Annotated in this window: 22 protein-coding genes and 4 pseudogenes; 23 read left to right on the forward strand and 3 right to left on the reverse strand. The window is 36.6% G+C overall.

Going from position 1 to position 21,182, the window contains the following annotated elements:
* Positions 1–83 precede the first annotated feature (83 nt).
* The 4 genes from JJQ88_RS04240 to JJQ88_RS04255 all read left to right on the forward strand — a co-directional run bounded on the left by JJQ88_RS04240 (position 84) and on the right by JJQ88_RS04255 (position 5,418).
* Complete coding sequence (locus JJQ88_RS04240; protein WP_349237097.1) at positions 84–1,421, forward strand: oligosaccharide flippase family protein; 1,338 nt, start codon at positions 84–86, stop codon at positions 1,419–1,421.
* 67 nt (positions 1,422–1,488) lie between these two features.
* Positions 1,489–3,042, forward strand: a complete 1,554-nt coding sequence (locus tag JJQ88_RS04245) for an asparagine synthase-related protein (RefSeq protein WP_210364491.1) — start codon at positions 1,489–1,491, stop codon at positions 3,040–3,042.
* Between the two features lie 10 nt (positions 3,043–3,052).
* Positions 3,053–4,105 (forward strand): glycosyltransferase family protein, encoded by a 1,053-nt coding sequence (locus JJQ88_RS04250; RefSeq protein ID WP_210364492.1) that lies wholly within the window; start codon positions 3,053–3,055, stop codon positions 4,103–4,105.
* A 26-nt stretch (positions 4,106–4,131) separates the two neighbouring features.
* Positions 4,132–5,418 carry an O-antigen polymerase gene (locus tag JJQ88_RS04255; protein WP_210364493.1) on the forward strand — a complete coding sequence of 429 codons (1,287 nt, stop codon included), beginning with the start codon at positions 4,132–4,134 and terminating at the stop codon, positions 5,416–5,418.
* Between the two features lie 307 nt (positions 5,419–5,725).
* On the opposite strand, the pseudogene JJQ88_RS04260 reads toward JJQ88_RS04255, so the two are convergent.
* The 3 genes and pseudogenes from JJQ88_RS04260 to JJQ88_RS04270 form a co-directional block, all read right to left on the reverse strand.
* A pseudogene (locus tag JJQ88_RS04260) lies at positions 5,726–6,732 on the reverse strand (iron-containing alcohol dehydrogenase); the annotation flags it as partial.
* A gap of 115 nt (positions 6,733–6,847) precedes the next feature.
* A complete protein-coding gene (locus JJQ88_RS04265) occupies positions 6,848–7,096 on the reverse strand; it encodes a hypothetical protein (RefSeq protein WP_210364494.1) in 249 nt (82 codons plus the stop codon).
* Positions 7,097–7,128: 32 nt separating this feature from the next.
* Positions 7,129–7,362, reverse strand: coding sequence for a helix-turn-helix domain-containing protein (locus JJQ88_RS04270; protein ID WP_210364495.1), 234 nt, complete (start codon positions 7,360–7,362; stop codon positions 7,129–7,131).
* 500 nt (positions 7,363–7,862) lie between these two features.
* Here JJQ88_RS04270 and JJQ88_RS04275 point away from each other — a divergent pair, with 500 nt between their 5' ends.
* The 19 genes and pseudogenes from JJQ88_RS04275 to JJQ88_RS04365 all read left to right on the forward strand — a co-directional run.
* Positions 7,863–8,180, forward strand: coding sequence for a DUF5082 family protein (locus JJQ88_RS04275; protein ID WP_210364496.1), 318 nt, complete (start codon positions 7,863–7,865; stop codon positions 8,178–8,180).
* Positions 8,177–9,307, forward strand: coding sequence for a pre-toxin TG domain-containing protein (locus tag JJQ88_RS04280; RefSeq protein ID WP_210364497.1), 1,131 nt, complete (start codon positions 8,177–8,179; stop codon positions 9,305–9,307). Before JJQ88_RS04275 ends, JJQ88_RS04280 begins: the two co-directional genes overlap by 4 nt.
* 1 nt (position 9,308) lies before the next feature.
* Positions 9,309–9,659, forward strand: coding sequence for a transposase (locus tag JJQ88_RS04285; RefSeq protein ID WP_210364498.1), 351 nt, complete (start codon positions 9,309–9,311; stop codon positions 9,657–9,659).
* A 610-nt stretch (positions 9,660–10,269) separates the two neighbouring features.
* A pseudogene (locus tag JJQ88_RS04290) lies at positions 10,270–10,431 on the forward strand (polymorphic toxin type 15 domain-containing protein); the annotation flags it as partial.
* Positions 10,432–10,445: 14 nt separating this feature from the next.
* Positions 10,446–10,988: a T6SS immunity protein Tdi1 domain-containing protein gene (locus JJQ88_RS04295; protein ID WP_210364500.1), complete on the forward strand. Its 543-nt coding sequence runs from the start codon at positions 10,446–10,448 to the stop codon at positions 10,986–10,988.
* A 362-nt stretch (positions 10,989–11,350) separates the two neighbouring features.
* Positions 11,351–11,806 carry a DUF4274 domain-containing protein gene (locus JJQ88_RS04300; RefSeq protein ID WP_210364501.1) on the forward strand — a complete coding sequence of 152 codons (456 nt, stop codon included), beginning with the start codon at positions 11,351–11,353 and terminating at the stop codon, positions 11,804–11,806.
* Between the two features lie 140 nt (positions 11,807–11,946).
* Positions 11,947–12,387 carry a pre-toxin TG domain-containing protein gene (locus tag JJQ88_RS04305; RefSeq protein ID WP_210364502.1) on the forward strand — a complete coding sequence of 147 codons (441 nt, stop codon included), beginning with the start codon at positions 11,947–11,949 and terminating at the stop codon, positions 12,385–12,387.
* Between the two features lie 92 nt (positions 12,388–12,479).
* Positions 12,480–12,911 carry an HNH/ENDO VII family nuclease gene (locus tag JJQ88_RS04310; protein WP_349237094.1) on the forward strand — a complete coding sequence of 144 codons (432 nt, stop codon included), beginning with the start codon at positions 12,480–12,482 and terminating at the stop codon, positions 12,909–12,911.
* 16 nt (positions 12,912–12,927) lie between these two features.
* A complete protein-coding gene (locus tag JJQ88_RS04315; RefSeq protein ID WP_210364503.1) occupies positions 12,928–13,377 on the forward strand; it encodes an SMI1/KNR4 family protein in 450 nt (149 codons plus the stop codon).
* 512 nt (positions 13,378–13,889) lie between these two features.
* Complete coding sequence (locus JJQ88_RS04320) at positions 13,890–15,125, forward strand: IS110 family RNA-guided transposase (protein WP_210364504.1); 1,236 nt, start codon at positions 13,890–13,892, stop codon at positions 15,123–15,125.
* Positions 15,126–15,207: 82 nt separating this feature from the next.
* Positions 15,208–15,790: pseudogene (locus JJQ88_RS21650) on the forward strand (HNH endonuclease).
* Complete coding sequence (locus JJQ88_RS04330; RefSeq protein WP_210364526.1) at positions 15,787–16,275, forward strand: SMI1/KNR4 family protein; 489 nt, start codon at positions 15,787–15,789, stop codon at positions 16,273–16,275. The pseudogene JJQ88_RS21650 and the gene JJQ88_RS04330 overlap by 4 nt, the downstream one beginning before the upstream one ends.
* 240 nt (positions 16,276–16,515) lie before the next feature.
* Positions 16,516–16,611, forward strand: coding sequence for a polymorphic toxin type 15 domain-containing protein (locus JJQ88_RS21190; protein WP_349237098.1), 96 nt, complete (start codon positions 16,516–16,518; stop codon positions 16,609–16,611).
* 96 nt (positions 16,612–16,707) lie between these two features.
* Entirely contained in the window at positions 16,708–16,938 is a 231-nt protein-coding gene (locus JJQ88_RS21195) for a GAD-like domain-containing protein (protein ID WP_246860922.1), read from the forward strand.
* Between the two features lie 354 nt (positions 16,939–17,292).
* Complete coding sequence (locus tag JJQ88_RS04345; protein ID WP_210364496.1) at positions 17,293–17,610, forward strand: DUF5082 family protein; 318 nt, start codon at positions 17,293–17,295, stop codon at positions 17,608–17,610.
* On the forward strand, positions 17,607–18,884 hold the full coding sequence (locus tag JJQ88_RS04350; protein WP_210364505.1) for a pre-toxin TG domain-containing protein: 1,278 nt from the start codon (positions 17,607–17,609) through the stop codon (positions 18,882–18,884). The genes JJQ88_RS04345 and JJQ88_RS04350 overlap by 4 nt, the downstream gene beginning before the upstream one ends.
* A gap of 6 nt (positions 18,885–18,890) precedes the next feature.
* Entirely contained in the window at positions 18,891–19,589 is a 699-nt protein-coding gene (locus JJQ88_RS04355) for an SMI1/KNR4 family protein (RefSeq protein WP_210364506.1), read from the forward strand.
* A gap of 432 nt (positions 19,590–20,021) precedes the next feature.
* The gene (locus JJQ88_RS21200; RefSeq protein WP_246860923.1) at positions 20,022–20,432 is read left to right on the forward strand and encodes a hypothetical protein; all 411 of its coding nucleotides are present in this window, start codon (positions 20,022–20,024) and stop codon (positions 20,430–20,432) included.
* Positions 20,433–20,536: 104 nt separating this feature from the next.
* Positions 20,537–20,776: pseudogene (locus JJQ88_RS04365) on the forward strand (SMI1/KNR4 family protein); the annotation flags it as partial.
* Between the last annotated feature and the right edge of the window lie 406 nt (positions 20,777–21,182).

Here is a 21,182-nt window from a genome sequence, read left to right on the forward strand (position 1 = left end):
CTGTTTTTTGATTCATAATAACAATTGATTTAAGTAATTAAATTTGAAGTAGAAAAATACGAAGGGACGCTTCTTATTTGAAAGTGAATTTTAAAAATAGTTACTTAAAGAGTATTTTAACCTTAATAACTGGTACAACAATTGCACAAGCGATTCCTGTTGCGATTTCACCAATTTTAACGAGACTATACACTCCTGATGATTTTGGATTATTTGCTTTATTCTTATCAATTACGTCAATAATTTCTGTGGCAGTTTCAGGAAGATATGAACTAGCAATAATGTTACCAAAAGAAAAAAAAGATGCTATTAATCTGTTGGTTCTCTCTGTAATCATATCAACTGTGTTAAGCTTAATAATTTTATTAATAATATTAATTTGGGGTAGAGATATTGCGTATACACTTGGTAATAAAAATATCTATCCATGGCTTTATTTTGTACCATTTTCACTTTTTCTTAGTGGAATATATCAGTCCTTAAATTATTGGTCTAGCCGATATCAAAACTATCATAGACTAGCTGTTAATAGAGTTTTACAAACTGCTACAACAGGTACTACAAATATATTTTTGGGATTTGCCAAGAATGGAGCTTTTGGCTTGATAATAGGACATATGATTGGGCAATTAATAGCTACAATAAGGTTAGGTATTAGCAGTACTAGAAGTGATAAAATATCAATGTCTTTTATAGAAACTAATAAAATGAAGACATTGGCAAAGAGATACGATCAATTCCCAAAGATATCAGTTTGGTCAGCTTTATTGAACAATGCATCATCACAACTTCCGATTTTTATTTTATCGGCTTTTTTTTCCAGTACTATTGTTGGTTGGTATTCACTTGCACATCGGACCCTAAAAATGCCTATGACGGTTTTAGGAAATGCAATAGGTCAAGTTTTTTTTCAAGCATCTTCAAATTTAAGGAATATTGATCCATTAAAATTAAAACAGATGACATATCAATCTTATAAAGCCTTATTAAATATCGGAATAATTCCGATATCCATCGTTTTTGGATTCGGAGACATCATATTTTCTTTCTTGTTTGGAGAAGCATGGCTGCCTGCTGGTGAGTATGCCAGACTACTTAGTATATGGCTACTTTTAGTATTTGTATCTTCACCACTTTCATTATTATTTACTGTTATGGAGAAAGAAGGAACACTTTTGTTGTTTAATATATCTATATTCATTAGTAGAATTCTTTCTTTATTTATTGGAGCGTTAATATTTAAAGATGCCTTTATTACGGTTTTATTATTTGCAGTAAGCGGCATCATTTTTTGGTTTTGGCATTGCGTATATATTTTAAAACTAGTAGAGATACCTTATAACAAATCTATAACGTATACTCTTTTTGTTATTATGATTGGGTTAGTTTTTTCCTCCTTACTAAGGATCATGATCTTATAGGTGTTAGTGAAATTTTTATTTTATTCTTTTTATATCAGTATTATTACTTGTTAAGGGAGTATATAAATTGGAAATATTTCTAAAGAATAATAGAGGGTTTTCATGGGAAAATCATAATGGTGTTTTAATTAAAGGTTTTATACATCAAGAATTTCAAAAGACCGAAGTAAAGGATAGTATTAAGCGATTTGAATCATTTCTAAAGAATAATAATCAATTTTTTTCATTAGTTTATGAAGAAGAGGAGTACGTATATGCTGCAGTAGATCATTTAAGGATGTTCCCTTTATATTATTGTATTGAAAATGGAAATGCATTTTTAAGTGACGATGCTAATTGGATAAGAGATCAACTTTGTGATGATGATATGGATATTTTATCTTCTGCAGAATTTTTAATGACTGGGTATGTAACTGGTAGAGAGACTTTATATACAAAAATTAAGCAACTAGAAGCAGGAGAATACTTAATTTATAACCGTCAAAAAAATATTATAGAAGTTAAATATTATATTGATTACTTTAGTGAAAATCAACTTAACTATAATAAAAGTGAACTTATGGAATCAATAGATAGTAATCTTATACATGTATTTAAACGTTTAATAAAAAATCTTAATGGACGCACAGCCGTTTTACCATTAAGCGGAGGATATGATTCTCGTATAATTGCAATAATGTTAAATCGTTTAGGTTACCATAATGTAATATGTTTTACCTATGGCAAAACTGGAAACTGGGAAGTAAAGAAGTCGAAAGAAATGGCTCAGTCCTTAAATTATGTTTGGCACTTTGTACCATATACCAAAAAAAAATGGACTAAATGGTGCAATAGTCAAAAAGGAAAAGAGTATTTCAACACTGGTAATGGGCTTACTTCCTTGGTTCATATACAAGACCATATGGCAGTATACGAACTTAAAACAAAAGGATTAATTCCAGAAGATTCCGTGATTATTCCCGGTCATACCTCGATGTTGTCCTTTTCAGGTTATCCAAAGGATCATAAAGATGTTGAAGATATTACGATGGCTTTGATAAAAAAACATTATTCTTTATGGAATTGGAATTATAAAAATAATATGAAATTTAAAGATAAATTAAAAAATAAAATATCTGAATCGTTTGATAAGGTAAATATAAAGGGAAAAGCAGAAGATTTTTTTTATCAATGGGAAGTACGTGAAAGGCATGCAAAGTTTATTTGTAATTCAGTCAGAGCATATGAGCATTTAAATTACCAATGGTGCCTACCGTTATGGGAAAAAGAAATACTATATTTATGGATCAATGTTCCGCTTGAGTATAAAATGAATAAAATTATTTTTAAAGAGTATTTCAATAAGGAATTCACAAATATAGAGAATGAAAATATAAATCATAATAAGCAAACAAATAAAAAATTAATAGAAGCTCCTAAGAAATATATAATAAAAAATGAAATTATTTTTAATAATATAATTAAATTAAAAATGATATATGACTATTTTAATCACCCATTTGACTGGTCGCGCATGGTTAAATTTAAGAGGTATATTAATGGAATAAAAAATGGTGCAAACTGTATCAATTCTTACTTGGTTGAGGAACAGTTAAATGTTATAAAGAAAAGGGAGATTTAGAGGTGTTAAGATGAATATTGCTTATGTAGTGGCAGAGGGATTAGATAAAGAACACGGAGTCTCTAAAAAAATATTAAATCAGATAACGTGCTGGATTAATGAAGGACATAAAGTTAAATTATTTTATTTTTCTAATAAAGAAATAAATTCAATGTTTAACAGAATTGATTATAAAGTAATTAAGTATAAAAATAGAGTTCAATTTGTATTATCGACTAATGGAATTGATTCTATAAGGGATTGGAAACCAGATATAGTCTATTTTAGATTTTATCTTTTCAGTAGGAAATTTTACACGATGGCAAAAAAACACCTTACTATTGTTGAAATTAACTCAGATGATGTAAAAGAAAGTAAGGTTCAAATGTCCTTTCCAATAAGGTGTTTTCATCTGATAACTAGGGAGTTACTACTGAGAAACGTTGAGGGGTTTGTTTCTGTAACTGAAGAGCTAAAAAGGAAGTTTTCCAAATACAACAAAAAAATTATAACTATACCCAATGGCGTTGATTCCCCATTTGTTGGTAGATCATTAGAGAATAAATGTAAAGATCGACTTGAAGTGGTCTTTATGGGGTCTCCTAATCAATCATGGCATGGATTAGACAAGATACATTTTATTGCGAAAAATCTTCCAAGTTTTGACTTTCATGTAATAGGTACTAAGGAAATTGAAAATCCACCATCAAATTTAAAGCAGTATGGTTATCTTACGAAAGACGAGTATGTGAAAATATTAAAAAGAAGTGATGTAGCAATTGGAACTTTAGCTCTTCATCGAAAAGAAATGAATGAAGCTTGTCCTCTAAAAACAAGGGAGTATCTGAAATATGGACTTCCAACAATTATAGGTTATATAGATAGTGATTTTGTGAACAAACAACCAAACTATTTATTACAATTACCTAATACGGAAAATAATGTAATTAATAATATTGATACTATTAAGAAATTCATTGAACAGTCACATCATATTAAGGTACGAAAAGAAGGATTACAATATATTTTTAATGATTATAAAGAGAGAAAAAGGTTGAATTTTTTTGATGAATTTCTAAAGTAGTTTTACATATAGAGGGAGGAACTCATTTGGTTTCTTTATTTTTCTATACAACATTATTATATTCACTAGTTATCTCATTTTATTTAAATAAAAAAATGGGTAGAGTTACTTTGGTTTTTTTATTTACTTGTATTTCAATTTTATTCATTAATATTGGTTTTTATTCATTATATTTAGAACAAAAACATATTTCAGAAGCATATATACCGGTTTTGGTAAGCTCTATAGGGCTCTTGATAGTTAATATAGCTTATTTGCTAGTGTTTTTTTTGAAGAAAAGTAAAAAGACAATGTTATATTCTCCTCAACTAAAAAAAGATAGCTATTCAAGTATAGTACTTATTTCTATGATTGTTTATTTTTTTGTATCTTTATATTTTGTCCTATTAGGTTATGTACCTTTATTTAAGGCTATAAAAGACATGTTAACGTATGGTTTCCAAACGGGAACTTTAAATTCTTACCGTGTTTCTAGAAATATATATATAAATCCTGATGCAGCATATATTCCTTTACAAGGATTCTTTCAAACTTTAAGGTACTTTGGTCTCCCTGTTTGTATTAGTTTAAACTTGTTTTATGTAAAAGAATACAAAGTGGCAAAACTGATGGTTGTAATTGCTCTATTTCTTTTAATTATATCTGGTCAAAGGTGGCCACTAATGTATGCTTTAATGGGATTGGTTATTTATTTTTCTTATTTAAAAATAGATAAGAAAAAGCTGAATTTAACTTTAAGAAAAATCATAATAATAACAGTAAGTCTTGGAATTTTCACCTCCGTTCTCTTAGGTAGGAATACTGTAGAGGGAGAAACATTAATGACCAATATTTGGATGGGAGTAATTGATTTATATAATAGAATCTTTTTAGGTAATGCGCTTGTTCCATTCTTATCTTATACTATTTTTCCTTCTGAAGTTAGTTATTATTATGGTTGGACGTGGATTCAAAATTTATTAGCATATTTACCTGGCCCTTTTCCCAGTTTTCCGGTAACTTTCTATCAACTAGTATTTAAAGATGATACCGGTTTTACAGCACCACCAGATTTCTATACAGAAGCCTATATTAATTTTTCTTGGTTAGGAGTTATGGTGATTTCCTTTTTGTGGGGGACTTTTATTTATTTTATTGAAACTCTATTTTCGAAAGCAAAAACGGTTTACCACTATAGCTATTTAGTATTACTGGGTATATTGATATCATTTACTTCTTTCTCAGGAATGACTTTTTTGATTGGGGGTGTGATAATTATTATTTTCATTGAGATTATTAGGTATACAAGTGTTTTCATAATGAAAAAAACTTAGAGAATGTAAGGCCATTATCCGGTGGACTGGGAAAGGAGCATAAAGAACTTCAAAAGAAAAACGGGTTGCCTGTAAACTGAAAAAAGGCAATTTGCTTAATGCGGCAAAGCTTTTTTTCTCTAGTGCGATTGGAATTTTTTGTATTTCTTGTGCCTATCATGTGTAGCCATTGGAACAACTGCGCCGCCAAGGGTATTGGAATAAGTGACCATAACACTTATTTTTGTAGTGTTATGGGTTGGCGATAAAGCCTGAAATATCAAGCTTGAGCCTAATAAAATATAAATGGAATGATCCCTTTTTAACCCTAATTTGTTGTATGCGTTGTTACTGCTTTAGGTTCGGTCACTCTTCCCTCAAAAGCTGCTCAATAATCTCTATCATATCTTCTTTTTCCAACGAAAGTGGAATCCTGGCTAACAGTCTTTTCTGTTTTTCTCCATCCTGTGTCAGGCTTTCAAGAGCTGATTCAGGTATGTTGAATTCTGAATGTGTTGCTAGAATTCCTACGTCTTTTACCAGACGTTCCAGTTCTTCCACACACTTATAGGAGGCTTCTTCATCGGAAAGGAAGTTTGAATTCCCTCCGAGTGCATTTAAGAGGTCAGCCCTCCTTGTTTGGCAGTTGTTCCGAATGTAGCCCATAAAATATGGTAAAAGGCCTGAATTTGATTCGCTATGCGTTAAGGGGAATTGGCCGCCAAGAGGGTACGCAAGTGCATGCACCCCGGCGACTCCAGTATTAAAGAAGTCTAGCCCGGCGATATAGCTTCCTTTGCTCAGTGCCAATCCGTGCCTGCTTGTCGCCTCCTTCTTCCACCGCCCTGCGCAGGGATCTTGCAATCAATCGGATTGCCTGAAGGGCAAACCCATCTGAAGCGGGGCTTGCATTCACTGATACGTATGCTTCTACGGCATGTGTCAGTGCATCAATGCTAGTGGAGGCTGTAACCCGTGGAGAGACAGACAAGGTCAATTCGGGATCGACAATGGCGACATCTGCAAACAAATGATTATGTGTGATGACATCTTTGGTTGTTTCTAGTTTTGTTTCTAGTGAAAGCACAGAGATATTGGTCACTTCCGAACCTGTTCTCGATGTCGTAGGAATGAGAATCTTAGGCAAGCCCTTTTTCTCCACTTTCTTAGTACCGGTCAGTTTCAAATAGTCGGCAGCCGGTCCTTCGTGATCGGCCAACACTGAGACCAGCTTGACCAGGCCCAGTGCACTTCCGCCGCATAGGCCCACCGCAATATCAAATCCACCTTTTCTTGTAAAAGAGACCAATTTCTCAGTGGAGGTTCCGGGATGACTTCGCTAAAATGCCAAATTATATATTAGAAAACGGTGCCTGTCACCACCCGAAAAATTTTGTTTCGCAATTGTTCCACAACAGGTAATAAGCCCGCTGTTAACAACATAGCGGGCTTATTTATGTTCGAATAAAGTTGGATAGGCTGTTTTATATAGCTGTAACATAGCCTTCTTGGCAGCATGTTTTTTGCTTCTTGGATGTGTGGCGGTGGCGGTAATGTCTCTGTACGGTGGTTTCTCGTCACAAATATTTACGGTGATCTGGTATTCGTTCGGATATCGGATGATGTCCATTTCAATTTCATCGCCGTATTCGTTATTGAATTGTATAACGTCCCAGGAGAGGTAGTCGGCTGTTTTCATTCTATTCACCTTTGTTTGGGTTTAATGGAAATTCAATCATCTTCATTATGTACGGGTTCCAGATCGATGATTTTCCGGATGTCTGTAATGTTTAGTGCATCGCTAATTCGTTTGATGTGATCATAATAGATGCTTTTCCTTTTATTGTTCGCCAGTTCGCTTAACGTTGCATGGCGGATGTCTGTAAGCCGGGATAATTCTCGTAAAGAGATATTATATTCATTGAGCAATTTATTTATATTGATGACCACCCGATTCTCTGCCATTGCTTACACCCAATTCCTCTTGACTATAAGCCAAAGCTATCACCTTTAAACAAACGAAGTGGTACGCCATCGCGTACCACTTCGTTTGTTTAATAGAAATTTTTTAGGAAGCAAGGGGACGGTTCTCGTGCTTCTCTTGTAAAAGAGACCAATTTCTCACCGGTCTCAAGTGGAGGTTTCGGTGTTCCGGGACGATTTCGCTAGTATGCTAAATTCTGTATTACAGGGAAAACGTTTGAAGAATGTTTCTTTTAAATAGGTTCACAGACAACATGATTTAGGAGCCAATAAATACGCTTTCATCCCATAAAACTGGAATGGTGATAAAGCAGGAACATTAACCCACTATCCTTCATTCTGCTTAAACAATCTGGTACCTTTTCATTGCGACTCGAAGTTTGTCGAAGGGAACTTGGAAATTTGTTACTTCCGTCGGATTACTCTATACCCATTATTTGGTACTATTTTGGGTGAATAAAGTCGGAATGGGAGGGGATATTTTGGAGTTGAAGTTAGCTGAAGAGCTTGAACGGAAAGCAAAAAGGCAGAAGCTGCTGATGAAAATCCATGTGCTGGAGGGATACAGGAAGAATGTCCGGCAGGCGATGGAGCGGCTGGAGGATGCGAAGAACCTTTATCGCGCAGCGCATGGCTGCCATGCGCCGACCTGGCAGGGGGAGACACGCCAGGCATATGAACAGATTGCGGGAGATTTGAAGGTAGAGGGGAACAAGTCCTATACTGTAGGTAACGACCTGATGAATGCGATCACCCAGGAAATCCGCAGGCTGCAGGACCAGGCGGAGGCACTGCGATGAGTCGGGTTCAGATCAAGGTGGACGAGCTGGAAGCATTCGCTAAGCAAATCGTGAAGGCGGAACAGGAATGCGACCATGCGCTGCGGGCGATCAACCTGCACTTCAACTCCCTGCTCGCCAATTTCCCTGGTGCGGTGCCAGACCATATACATAACCTCGAGGCGGATTTCAAGTATTCCGTTAAGCGATATAAAAGCAAGCTCGACGATGCCCAGCGGCTGATCAAGCTGACGGCAGCGAAAATGGCAGAGGCAGACCGGAAGATGTCCGGGAAAGCCGGCAACTTCCTGCTTGAGCTGCTGGGCTGGTACGACCTCCTGCGGCTCACTGGCGAATACGACCCGGTGACAGGGGAGAAACTCTCAGCCGGTGACAAGACACTGGCCGCTATTATGCTGGGGCTATCGATTTTCCCGCCAGCAAAAGCCGTTGGGGTTGGCGGGAAGGTCGCTGTTGCGGGAACCAAGGCAGGAAAAGCAGGTTCAAAGGTCGATTTCCCGATGTTCGCCAAAGACCCGAAGGTTTTCATGTCGATCAAGAACGTCCTCGACACCGGAAAGGTCCGCCCGGCCTTCAAGAAGGTCTACGATGATGTTGTCGTCGGCCCGTTAGCCGCAACCAAGGTCTGGTTTGACAAGGTCGTCAAGAGAATCGGCGACCTGCCAATTCCAATGAACCTGCAAGTCCAGCTCGCCGGAGTCGGCGCCTACCGCACGACCGTCCGGGAAGCGTTCCAGGAAGCGAAGGAACAGATTTCGGGGATAGTGGCGGGGAAGAGTGATGAGGTTGGTAAGGGTACGGGTAAATATCAAGTTGGAGCATATAAAGATATTAAAGGAGTAGAAGGACTTGATGCCCATCATGCAGGACAGAAGGCAGCAATGAAGAAATTAGTAGATAATTATGATTTAAATACGGCACCTGCAATTAATGTTCCAAAGGTGGGGCACACCATTAAAGGACCTAATGGAATAGTTTCTAGAAGTACAAAAGGAATAGATAATCCTAGACAGTTATTGGCAAGAGATATTAGGGAACTTAGAAGAGTCTATAATGACATACCGAATTCTGCTTTAAAAGAACTTATTGTATTAAACAAAAAAATGTATCCAGAAATGAGGAAGTAAAATGAATGATATTTTTGTTAAATCGCTTTATGAGTCTATCGTTAAAGAAAACCTTCAACTATATAAAGACTTGTATGAAACAATGAATGTTACTCCTAAAACAGATGATTATTGGAAAAAAGCTATTGGTTTTTACGACAGTTTAACTGAAGAAAATAAAGATACATTAATGAGGATTATTGAACAAACCATGATTGATACCATATCAAACATGCTAGGAGTAATTGATGGAAGTTCAACTTTAAATGATTGTTCGTTAGAACCTAAATTACTGCTTGACTCTATTGATACAGAAGGAGAACTGCAAGAATCATTTTTAGAATTCATAGAAGAAAGAGATAGTAACAGCTAATTGAAAGTTTGATTAATGAGGTTTCCATAATGCTCTTAAAAGATATTAGAAAGTTTAAATGAATTCTATAACCTTGATTGGCTAAATGCCTTTCAAGTTTTTTTTCTTTGCTTTAGATTAAATCAGCTGATATTGAGTGAGAGAAAAAGAAAATGACCTGTATGAGAATCGAGAGCTCATAATGGTTTTACCGTCATGGAGTATCGTTTTAATACTTAGAGAAACGAACAAGAACGAGAAATGGGCGAGATGACATTTTACATGGCAAGGGTGCTATAACATGGAATAGCTAACAAACTAACGAGAATGACAAAGCTCGTGGCGATAACAATGGGTAATGTGTAAGACTGTTTCTAATACTGCTTTGACTTATAAATTTGGGTTGTATTTTTACTAGAAACGGTCGTATAATACTCGCTATTCGTCAAAAAAGCGTTACGAAAATTAAAATTTATGTAACGGGAGGGTGAAAAGTTGAATATCTGTTGTTTGAATTCCGGAGTAAATGTCCGGCGTTTTTTCTTAGTCATAGTAGTTTCTCCTCAAATGTATTATCTGTAGTCTACTTGACCTTATTTTTTCTGTCCAACTAAGTGTAGCCTATCCAGCAGAAGTAATAGGAGGTTTGGGAGATAAGAGAATAAATTCATCAATAGGTAGTCAATGGCGGTATAGGATTGATATTGTTGATGAACAAATCAAGGAATTAGCAAAAAGTATGACACCAGAACAACTAAAAAATACTTATTTGAATGTGAAATTAACATATTAGTGGGAGGAGTTTAAATGGAAAAATACTTAAAAGATTTTAAATTGCATAATAAAGTTGTGAGTGAAATCATTGAAAAATATAGGCAACTGGTACCAAATGAAATTATAGATTTATGGAGTAATTATGGATTTGGTACATTTATGCAAGGGTATTTTAAAAGTGTAAATCCAGAGGAATTTAAAGAGATTTTGGGGGAGAGTAGTCAAAGATACAAGGATTCAGTTGTGTTGTTTGCTACAGGGATGGGTGATCTAGTTATTTGGTCAGATGGATATGTTAGACTACTTAATTACAGGTATGGTGTGGTAAAGACAATTATGTTTACATTTGAATTTTTCTTTCAAAATATTAATGATTTGGAATTTAAAGATGAAGATTTGTCTTGGCAACCTTATCCCGAAGCCCTTAAACAATATAGTGAGTTGGATTATGATGAGTGCTTCGGTTATACACCTCTATTAGGTTTAGGTGGAGCAGAAAAAGTAGAGAATCTAAAAAAAGTCAAACTGAAGGAACATATTCTTATTATTACTGAATTTATGGGACCAGTTCAGTAATATTCGGGAGTATGGTACAGAATTAACTATAAACACTTGATTGTCTTATTAGGCAACAGATGTTTTTGTTTTTTTGTGGAAATTTCAACTTTGGACGACATTGGATAATTCTTTACTTAAATTCATAGCTTTTGAAGGTGTTACCATCATGGAGTAGCGTTTTAATACTTGGACGAACGAAAAAAGCTGAATATTGCAGATAAAATGAACCACCTGTGCAAAGATTTGAGCTAAACAATGCATAAGATTGAGCCACTGATTGCAGGCTAGAGAGCCAGAAAATAATAATGTCGAATCTCCATGTATAATGTAGAAGCATGCTTTTAAGCATGATACTCATATACAAGGGAGGTAAGTTCTTAATGGATAAGAAAGATATTATTTTGCTTGAACAGTCACTATACAATTCAGATGAAAATTATATAATAAGCCAGTTAACGAATACAGACAACTCTTTATTACTCCATTATTTTGCTGCAAATTATAATTGGAATAATGGATTTAATGTACCAACAGTTATTTTAAAAAACGAGGCTTGTGATTTAGGAACGGGTTTACTAATGTTTCATTATGCCGATGGTTATCGTTTGTTGGAAAACCCAGATGAAGTTTCCAGATCGTCATTAGAGGATTGGAAAGATTTTTTGAGTAAAATTTATAATAAACTTATCAAATTAGAATTTCAATCAAAGAATATCTCCTTTGACCCTAAATTAACAAAAATTCAAAAGTATAAGTTGAAAAAGAATAACCCGAACCTCCCTGATGTTCTTATTAATAAATCCCCAGGAGAAGAAGTTGATATTCCCAAAATATAATGTGAATATTATAAAACCTTGTTTGGCAAAGTGCCTTTCAAGGTTTCTTATTGTGAAAATGAAAACCCCAGTATTCTGTTAAGCGATATAAAAGCAAGCTCGACGATGCCCAGCGGCTGATCAAGCTGACGGCAGCGAAAATGGCAGAAGCTGACCGGAAGATGTCCGGGAAAGCCGGCAACTTCCTGCTTGAGATGCTGGGCTGGTACGACCTTCTGCGGCTCACTGGCGAATATGATCCGGTGACAGGGGGGAAACTCTCAGCCGGGGACAAGACACTGGCCGCTATTATGCTGGGTCTATCGATTTTTCCACCGGCAAAAGCAGTCGGAGTGGGAGGGAAAGTCGCCGTTGCCGGAGCGAAGGCAGGCAAGGCGGGATCCAAGGTCGATTTCTCGATTTCCCGATTCTCGCCAAGGACCAGAAGGTTTTCATGGCGATCAAAAACGTCCTCGACACAGGAAAGGTCCGCCAGGCCTTCGAGAAAGTCTACGATGACATCGTCGTCGGCCCGCTCGCCACAACGAAAGTCTGGTTCGACAACGTTGTCAAGAAGATCGGCGACGTGCCTATCCCGATGAACCTCCAAGTCCAGCTCGCTGGAGTCGGTGCCTACCGCACGACCGTCCGGGAAGCGTTCCAGGAAGCGAAGGAACAGATTTCGAGGATAGTGGTGGGGAAGGGTGATGAGGTTGGTAAGGGTACGGGTAAAGAGTATAAAAACTATAAAGCTGTGGAGTATACTGGAACAACAAAGGTTAATGGAGAAGAAAGAGATATTAGTAGACGGGTTTTTCAAAGGATTGATATCGATTATAAGAGAATCGATCCTGATACTGGCATGACAAATTTTCAATTAATGAAAAAAGGAAGAGCACCAATTTGGAAAGATGGAACGGTTATAGAGCTTCATCATTTAATCCAAAGAGAGCCAGGATCAATGGTAGAAATTCCTTCAAGTATGCATGATGAATATAATAAAATTTTGCATGGTTTGGTGGAGAATGGTGGGAGCTTTAGAAATGATTCTGTATTAAAAAAGCAATATGACAACTTTAGAAGTAAATATTGGAGATGTAAGCAAATAGATAAAAGTGAATTGTAAAAGGGAGGAACCTTGATTGGATAAAGAGGAATTAATAAACTTTATTAATGAACATAAGGAATCATATGACTTTACAGGTGGAGTAGATGAAAGTCAAATTAATTCAATCCAAAATGAGCTAGGGGTGGAATTACCAGAAAGTTATAAGTGGTTTTTAACTACCTATGGTTCTGGTGGGTTATTTGGAGTTGATATTTTAGGAGTGGCTAAGTCAAATAGAGCTCCTGTTGTTGATAATACAAAGAGATATAGAGATTTAGGAATGGACAAGGATTTAGTAGTTATTGAAGATGCTGGAGAATATGCTTATTGTCTATATATCAGTGAAATGGAGAACAATGAGTGCCCGGTAATAGCGTGGAATAGACCAGGGGGACTTGATGACTACAACACAGCAAAGGATTTTTATGAGTTTTTATCACAAAGGTTGTTGGATGCAAAAGAAGCATGGGAAGAAGATTATTAAGATAGATAAATAGAAAGAAATTATAAATGAGATTGCTAAAAATCAAAAACTCTTGATGGTTGTACCATCAAGAGTTTGTATAATGATATTTTGTTTATAAAGAATTGCCATATAATTATGCGAGATGGCATTTTAATCTAATGAAGTATTTTATATAGCTAACTATAAAGCACTTGATTGCCTATTAGGTAACAGGTGTTTTTCGTTTTTTAATGAGACATTTATGCTTTGGATAACATGAATGTTGCTTTACTGAAAAGGTAGTACCATCATGGAGTATTGATTTTATATTTGGCTTTTATCAAGAGATATATAAATACGGAAATACAAGCAAATGGTAAGCATGAAGCAATAATTTAATAGGTTACTTAAAAAAGGGACTCATTTTCTTATATATCCCTATGTAACGATGAAAATGGATAGGCTTTCGTACCAATGCGCACCAGTTGGTGAACGCTCGAACTAAGGTTGCCAGCATTTTCATAAATGAAAACTGAATAGGGGGATGAGCGATGCATGAAAGGCAGAAACACTTGTATGTAAGTGTAGACTTGCATAAACAACACCATGTGGCAGTTATTATCAATTGTTGGCAGGAGAAACTAGGTGAAGTAAAGTTTGAAAATAAACCGTCCGCCTTCTCTACGTTTTTACTGGATATTGATAAACTGGTGGAAGAAGGATTGACACCTGTATTTGGATTAGAAGATGTAGGTGGATATGGCAGATCGTTAGCACAGTTTTTAACCGACCATGGAAAGGTTGTAAAAGAAGTAAACCCTGCACTTTCATACGCTGAACGAAAAAGCCACATGACCACACAAAAAAGTGATAACTGGGATGCAGAATGTATCGCACGAATATTGTTGAACAAACTGGCCCATTTGCCAGATGCTAAACCACATGATTTATATTGGTCCATACAACAACTGGTCACACGAAGAAATGCGCTGGTAAAAGCTCAAGGTGCTTTAAAGAACCAACTGCATATTCAATTGAGCCACCACTACCCAAGCTATAAAAAGTTTTTCTCAGAAGTGGATGGAAAAACAGCATTGGCGTTTTGGGAAGGATACCCGTCACCTTCATGTTTAGAAGGTGTGAGTGTAAAACAGTTGACCAGCTTTTTATTAGAAGTAAGCTACAATACTTGTTCAGTGAAAAAAGCTAATGAGATTTTAAAGCTAGTGAAAGAAGATGGGAATACAACAAAAGAACATCAAGAAACACGAAACTTTTTGGTAGAAAGCATGGTGAGCCACATTTTATTTGGAAAGCAGGAAATAGGTAAGGTGGAAAGAGAATTAAAAGAGTTAATGAGTCTACTAGACTTTCAACTAAACTCCATGCCAGGCATTGACCTCGTAACAGCTTCCGCTTTAATTGCAGGGATAGGTGATGTAAGGCGGTTTCCAAATGCCAACAAATTAGCACGATTTGCGGGGATTGCGCCTGTTTACTTTGGCTCTGGTGGGAAAGGAAAGGAACAAAAAAGCAAACAGGGAAATCGGGCGCTGCACGCTTTATTTTATAACCTAGCTGTACAGCAAGTACAAGTGGCAAAAGGGAGTAAGCTGCCAAGGAACCCAGTATTTTATGCTTACTACCAAAAGAAACTAAAAGAAGGAAAAACAAAGGGGCAAGCATTGGTATGCATTATGAGAAGGCTTGTGAATATTATTTATGGCATGATGAAACATAAAACAGCCTATAAATTGCCGATAGTGCAAGAAATAGAAGTAGTTTAATAAGGTGGAAAAATGGCTGATTTTATTATTTTTAGCTTTTAAGATTACAACATAGGTTACGGTTAATGTTCACCGTTCTGAAATTGATGAAGTTATTAAAAATGATTATGACAAAAATGGAAACTTGATTAACAGATCCATTGTTCCAAAAGGTTATGAAAGTGTTGAGCACTTTTTGAAAGTTGTAGATGATACAACTATAAAGGAATTTGGTTACGATAGTGTAGAAGAATTTAAAGCCGTAGTGGGGCATGTGGATGACTATTTAAATGCCTCACCAAAGAATAATATAGTAAATAAAGGATTAGCGGGGGGAAAACATGTGAAAGGCGTAGATTATGATGTATGTACTAGGTTTTCCAATTTTTAAGGGAGACGATGTTAAATTTTCACTGAAACTAAAAGAGAGTCTGTTTAAAACAACTGATGATACCCAATTTAAAGAATGTACAGGGTTGTTAAAAGAAGCGATTGAACAAGGGAAAATATCTAAGGACATATTTACACCAAAACAACTTCGAGATATTGAAAATGGTGAAGCCAGAATTAAAGGATTGACATGGCATCATCATCAGGTACCTGGTAAGATGCAACTTGTGGTATCTAAGACACATAAAGTGAATCATTTAGGTGGAAATAAATTATGGGGAGATGGTATCAGATGAGTAAGATAAATTGGAGATCATGGGATGAACCAGTGACTAAGAAAGAAGTGGAGAATGTTGGAGAAAAATTAGGAGTGAAATTTCCCTTAGATTATATAGAAGTTGCTATGAATTATAATGGTGCACATGTTAGCCCTGAGTTATTTCAAGTTGAAGGAAAAGAAAAGGTATTTGGAACATTATTAACATATGACAGTGAAGATGATGAGCATATTCTAGAAGTCTTCAATGATTATAAGGATACACTTCCAAAAAAGATAATTCCATTTGCATTTGATCCTGCAGGAAACTTAATATGCTTTGATTATACAGATCATGAAGATAATCCAATTGTGATTTTTTGGGAACATGAAAACGCGTGGGATAAAGAAATGTTAATGAAGGAAGAGGGTTTAACAGAAGAGCAGGCAGAGGAACGTGCAAGAGAAAATGTATTTTTTGTTGCAGCATCATTTACAGAATTTCTTGATAAGTTACACGACTAAGCAATTATATCAAAAGTGTAAAAAGAAGCGAAGGGCAAATCCTTCGCTTTTTCTTTACCCAATAGAGAGTAGTCAATTCATTATCACTTGGAAGCATGGAGAAATTAACGCATTAAAGGAGAGGCTCAAATGGAACAACATTTAAAAGATTTTAAGAGTGGAATGTCGTGGGAAGAAGCCGAGAAAAAGCAGAAAGTTGGTTAAAAACACAAGCTGCACTCCATACATAATCCAGATCAAATAGCAGGTGGGAATCCATTTCATGTAGTAGGTATGGGAGAAAAAAGAATTAATTCTTCAATTAGAGCACAATGGAAATATAGAATTGATATGTAGATGACAAAATAAGAGAAATGGCTAGTAATATGACGTCGGAACAACGTAAAAGTACGTATTTGAATGTTAAACGTACACATTAGAGGAGGTATAAAATTGAATACCTACGATGATTTTCAGCAAATTGGCAAAGTGGAAGATACCACAATTAATAAATATAAAGAGCTTCTCCCAAAAGAATTGATTGAGGCATGGAGAATACATGGTTATGGAACGTTCATGAACGGATATTTAAAAGTAGTAAATCCTGATGAGTTTGTTGAGCTAGTGAATGAAACATATATAAGAAATAAAGGGACTATTCCTATTTTCGCTACATCTATGTAATCCTTTTCGAAAAAGGTGAAAATGAAGAATCATTTGTAGTGATGATTAACTATCGGAAGGGTACAACTAAAATTTTAACTTCGAAATTTTCTTTGTTTATTAGATTTTTAGATGAAGAAGCATTTAGACAGAGAGCGCTAGATAAGCTATCATCCTTTAAAACCGGAATGGTGATAAAGCAGGAGCATTAACCTTCCTTACTTCATTCTGCTTAAACAATCGGGTACCTTTTCATTGCGACTGGCTCGAAGATTGTCGAAGAGAATCTGGAAATTTGATACTTATGTCGGATTACTCTATACCCATTATTTGGTGCTATTTTGGGTGAATAAAGTCGGAATGGGAGGGGATATTTTGGAGTTGAAGTTAGCTGAAGAGCTTGAACGGAAAGCAAAAAGGCAGAAGCTGCTGATGAAAATCCATGTGCTGGAGGGATACAGGAAGAATGTCCGGCAGGCGATGGAGCGGCTGGAGGATGCGAAGAACCTTTATCGCGCAGCGCATGGCTGCCATGCGCCGACCTGGCAGGGGGAGACACGCCAGGCATATGAACAGATTGCGGGAGATTTGAAGGTAGAGGGGAACAAGTCCTATACTGTAGGTAACGACCTGATGAATGCGATCACCCAGGAAATCCGCAGGCTGCAGGACCAGGCGGAGGCACTGCGATGAGTCGGGTTCAGATCAAGGTGGACGAGCTGGAGGCATTCGCTAAGCAAATCGTGAAGGCGGAACAGGAATGCGACCATGCGCTGCGGGCGATCAACCTGCACTTCAACTCCCTGCTCGCCAATTTCCCTGGCGCGGTGCCAGGCCATATACATAACCTCGAGGCGGATTTCAAGTATTCCGTTAAGCGATATAAAAGCAAGCTCGACGATGCCCAGCGGCTGATCAAGCTGACGGCAGCGAAAATGGCAGAAGCTGACCGGAAGATGTCCGGGAAAGCCGGCAACTTCCTACTTGAGCTGCTGGGCTGGTACGACCTCCTGCGGCTCACTGGCGAATACGACCCGGTGACAGGGGAGAAACTCTCAGCCGGTGACAAGACACTGGCCGCTATTATGCTGGGGCTATCGATTTTCCCGCCAGCAAAAGTCGTTGGGGTTGGCGGGAAGGTCGCTGTTGCGGGAACCAAGGCAGGAAAAGCAGGTTCAAAGGTCGATTTCCCGATGTTCGCCAAAGACCCAAAGGTTTTTATGTCGATCAAGAACGTCCTCGACACCGGAAAGGTCCGCCAGGCCTTCAAGAAGGTCTACGATGATGTCGTCGTCGGCCCGTTAGCCGCAACCAAGGTCTGGTTTGACAACGTTGTCAAGAAGATCGGCGACCTGCCCATCCCAATGAACCTGCAAGTCCAGCTTGCCGGAGTCGGCGCCTACCGCACGACCGTCCGGGAAGCGTTCCAGGAAGCGAAGGAACAGATTTCGAGGATAGTGGTGGGGAAGGGTGATGAGGTTGGTAAGGGTGCACATAAAAATGTACCTTCAGGCGCCAGATATGGCGAAAGGAAAATTTCCGATGAGACATATGCTAAATTAAGGAGAGCATCGCCATCCTCTAAAATACAACGAGAAATTAACAAAAATATTGACGATATTATAGGAACTGAAGATTTTGCTCTACCTGGAAAAACAATTGATAAAAAATTGCATGCAGACCATATAGTTTCTCTTGAGAAAATAGCTCGTTTGGAAGGTTTTGAAACATTAACTTACAATCAACAAAAGGAAATCGCCAATTTTGTAGAGAATTTTATTGGTCTGAGTGAAGCTGCTAATACATCTAAAGGTTCAAAATCCTTTGCAGAATGGTATATTTATAAAAAAGAAAATATTATGGTAAATCCTATATTTAGGGAAAAAATGATATTAAAAGAAAGAGAACTAGAAATTGAGATACAAAAGATGATAGATGAATTTAATAAGGTACATAAAAAGGAGTGACTTCGGATGGATAAATTATCTTTTTTAAAACAATACAGAAAAAGTATCGAGTTTGTATCTAACAAAGGCTTGCTTAATATTGAAAAGGAAAATATGCCCGATAAATGGTTAGAGATATTTAAAGAAGAAGATACAACTAGAAAGATAGAAAAATTGATTGCCTTATGGAATAGCGTATGTCAGAAGGAATTGAGTAATACTATTTCATACTTGAAAGAGAATTTGTTAGAATTTGAGCTAATTCTTGATAATGGACAATATGCGGTACTATACAGCGTAAAAAGTGAAAATAATGAAGTTCTTTATTATGAAGGTGGAATACCGCATAATTCTATTAATATTACCGGAATGCAACAAGGTTGGTCAAATGTTCCACAATCTATTAAGGGATTTTATGAAAAGTTACACAACGGGTTTTATTATCTCCCAAGTAGAGCTATGGGGCTGGTTCCTGTAGAATGCATAACTCATTTTGAAAATTATGAATGGGGAATTCTTGAAGAATTAGATGAGCCATTAGGAATCAATATGGCTACAACCTATGGTTTTTTCGAGAACGGTATGGGAGGATATGTTGCTATAGATTTAAACAACTGTAACAACGAAATTGCGACATTGTGGTTTACCAATGATCAGCCTGAGTATAATGTGAATTTCTGGGATATTGTAGACGAATGGATTGTAATAGGGCTTCAAGACATTTAAACGACAGGAAGAAATAGAAGCATTAGGAGGCTGACTACAGCCATGTGATTATTCCAGCGTTGACATGTTTTTGGTCCGCTTCTGCCATCAAAATGATCCATCTCTGCTATAGAGAGCACTTAAGTATTGCAACAGGAGATCACCCTTCATGAACAATAGAGCTACTTAATGCGAATCTTAGAGCCAATACATCTATTATCTTTTGAACACAGCCATCGAAACCAGACCCCTTCGATGGCTATTTTCATTATTTAAAGCTTTTTCGTCGGCCCGTTAGCCGCAACCAAGGTCTGGTTCGACAACGTCGTCAAGAAGATCGGCGACGTGCCTATCCCGATGAACCTCCAAGTCCAACTCGCCGGAGTCGGCGCCTACCGCACGACCGTCCGGGAAGCGTTCCAGAAAGCGAAGGAACAGATTTCGAGAATTGTGGTGGGGAAGGGTGATGAGGTTGGTAAGGGTACGGGTAAAGAAACTTATCAACATCTAAAGGACTATAAAAATAATAAATATTTTACTAGAAGTGTAGAGTATAATGCAGGTAAAGATGGCACAGGATTTACTTATAAAGTATATCAAAGAGGAGATTTTAATTGGGATATGGTCCGAACAAAAGGTGCTAAAAAAGGTCGCGGGCTAACAAATGCTGAAGCATCTGCGAAATACGGACTTGCCCCTATTGTTGATGGAGCAGGTAGTGTTGCAACATTGCATCATTCACAACAAAAAGGTGTTGGACCATTATATGAAGCTTCAACAAGGTACCATAATATCGCTAATGCTAAAAGAGCTCCACTACATCCTTATAAAGGAAAGATTAAACCCATTTTATCCAATGGATGAGACAACTAGAGGAGCGTTTCAAAAAGTAGATTCTATTAATTATTGGAAAATACGAGGAGAAGAAGCTTTAGGAGGAAGATAATATGAGTATATTGCCTGAGAGACTAGATGAAGAAAACAATATTGAATCATACACACTCATTTCTAGAAAAGAACATGGTTTTCCGAAGCAATATCTGGTTTTAAGTGAAATGTCAGCAAATGCTGTATTAGTACTGGATACTGTAACAGATAAAGTTTATATAGTTAATTTTGAGGGTGGAGATGAACTACTTATTAAAGGTGAATTAAAGGAAAGTTGGTCATCGTTTTTTGATTTCTTGAAAGCATATTTTAATTGTTAATTATGGTCCAATAAAAGATAATTCATAGATACTTGTAACCGCTAAGTAGAAATGAACACTTTCTTACCTAAAAATGCTGAATAAGACTAAACACTGTTTTCCAGTAAAGTGTTCACTTCTATTCAGCAAAAAGTGTTCAAAGTTTATCTGACGGTTACAATACTTAAAACCTTGATTGGTAATATGCCTTTCAAGGTTTTTTTGACTCGAAAAATTACATGGTAAAAAATAATTTGATATTTGAATCAACAACTCATGAAGTTAAGTAAACCTGTGGTAAAAAATAAAAGACTACAACCACTCGATTTATATTTGCAAATAAGAATGACTGTATTTGGCAAGCGGGAAATGTATGATTTGGCAGTTAAAAATGTAGCTACTTGCCAACATCCCTTTTTAACGATTA

The sequence above is a fragment of the Bacillus sp. REN3 genome (assembly GCF_017912555.1).
Lineage (GTDB): Bacteria > Bacillota > Bacilli > Bacillales > Cytobacillaceae > Mesobacillus.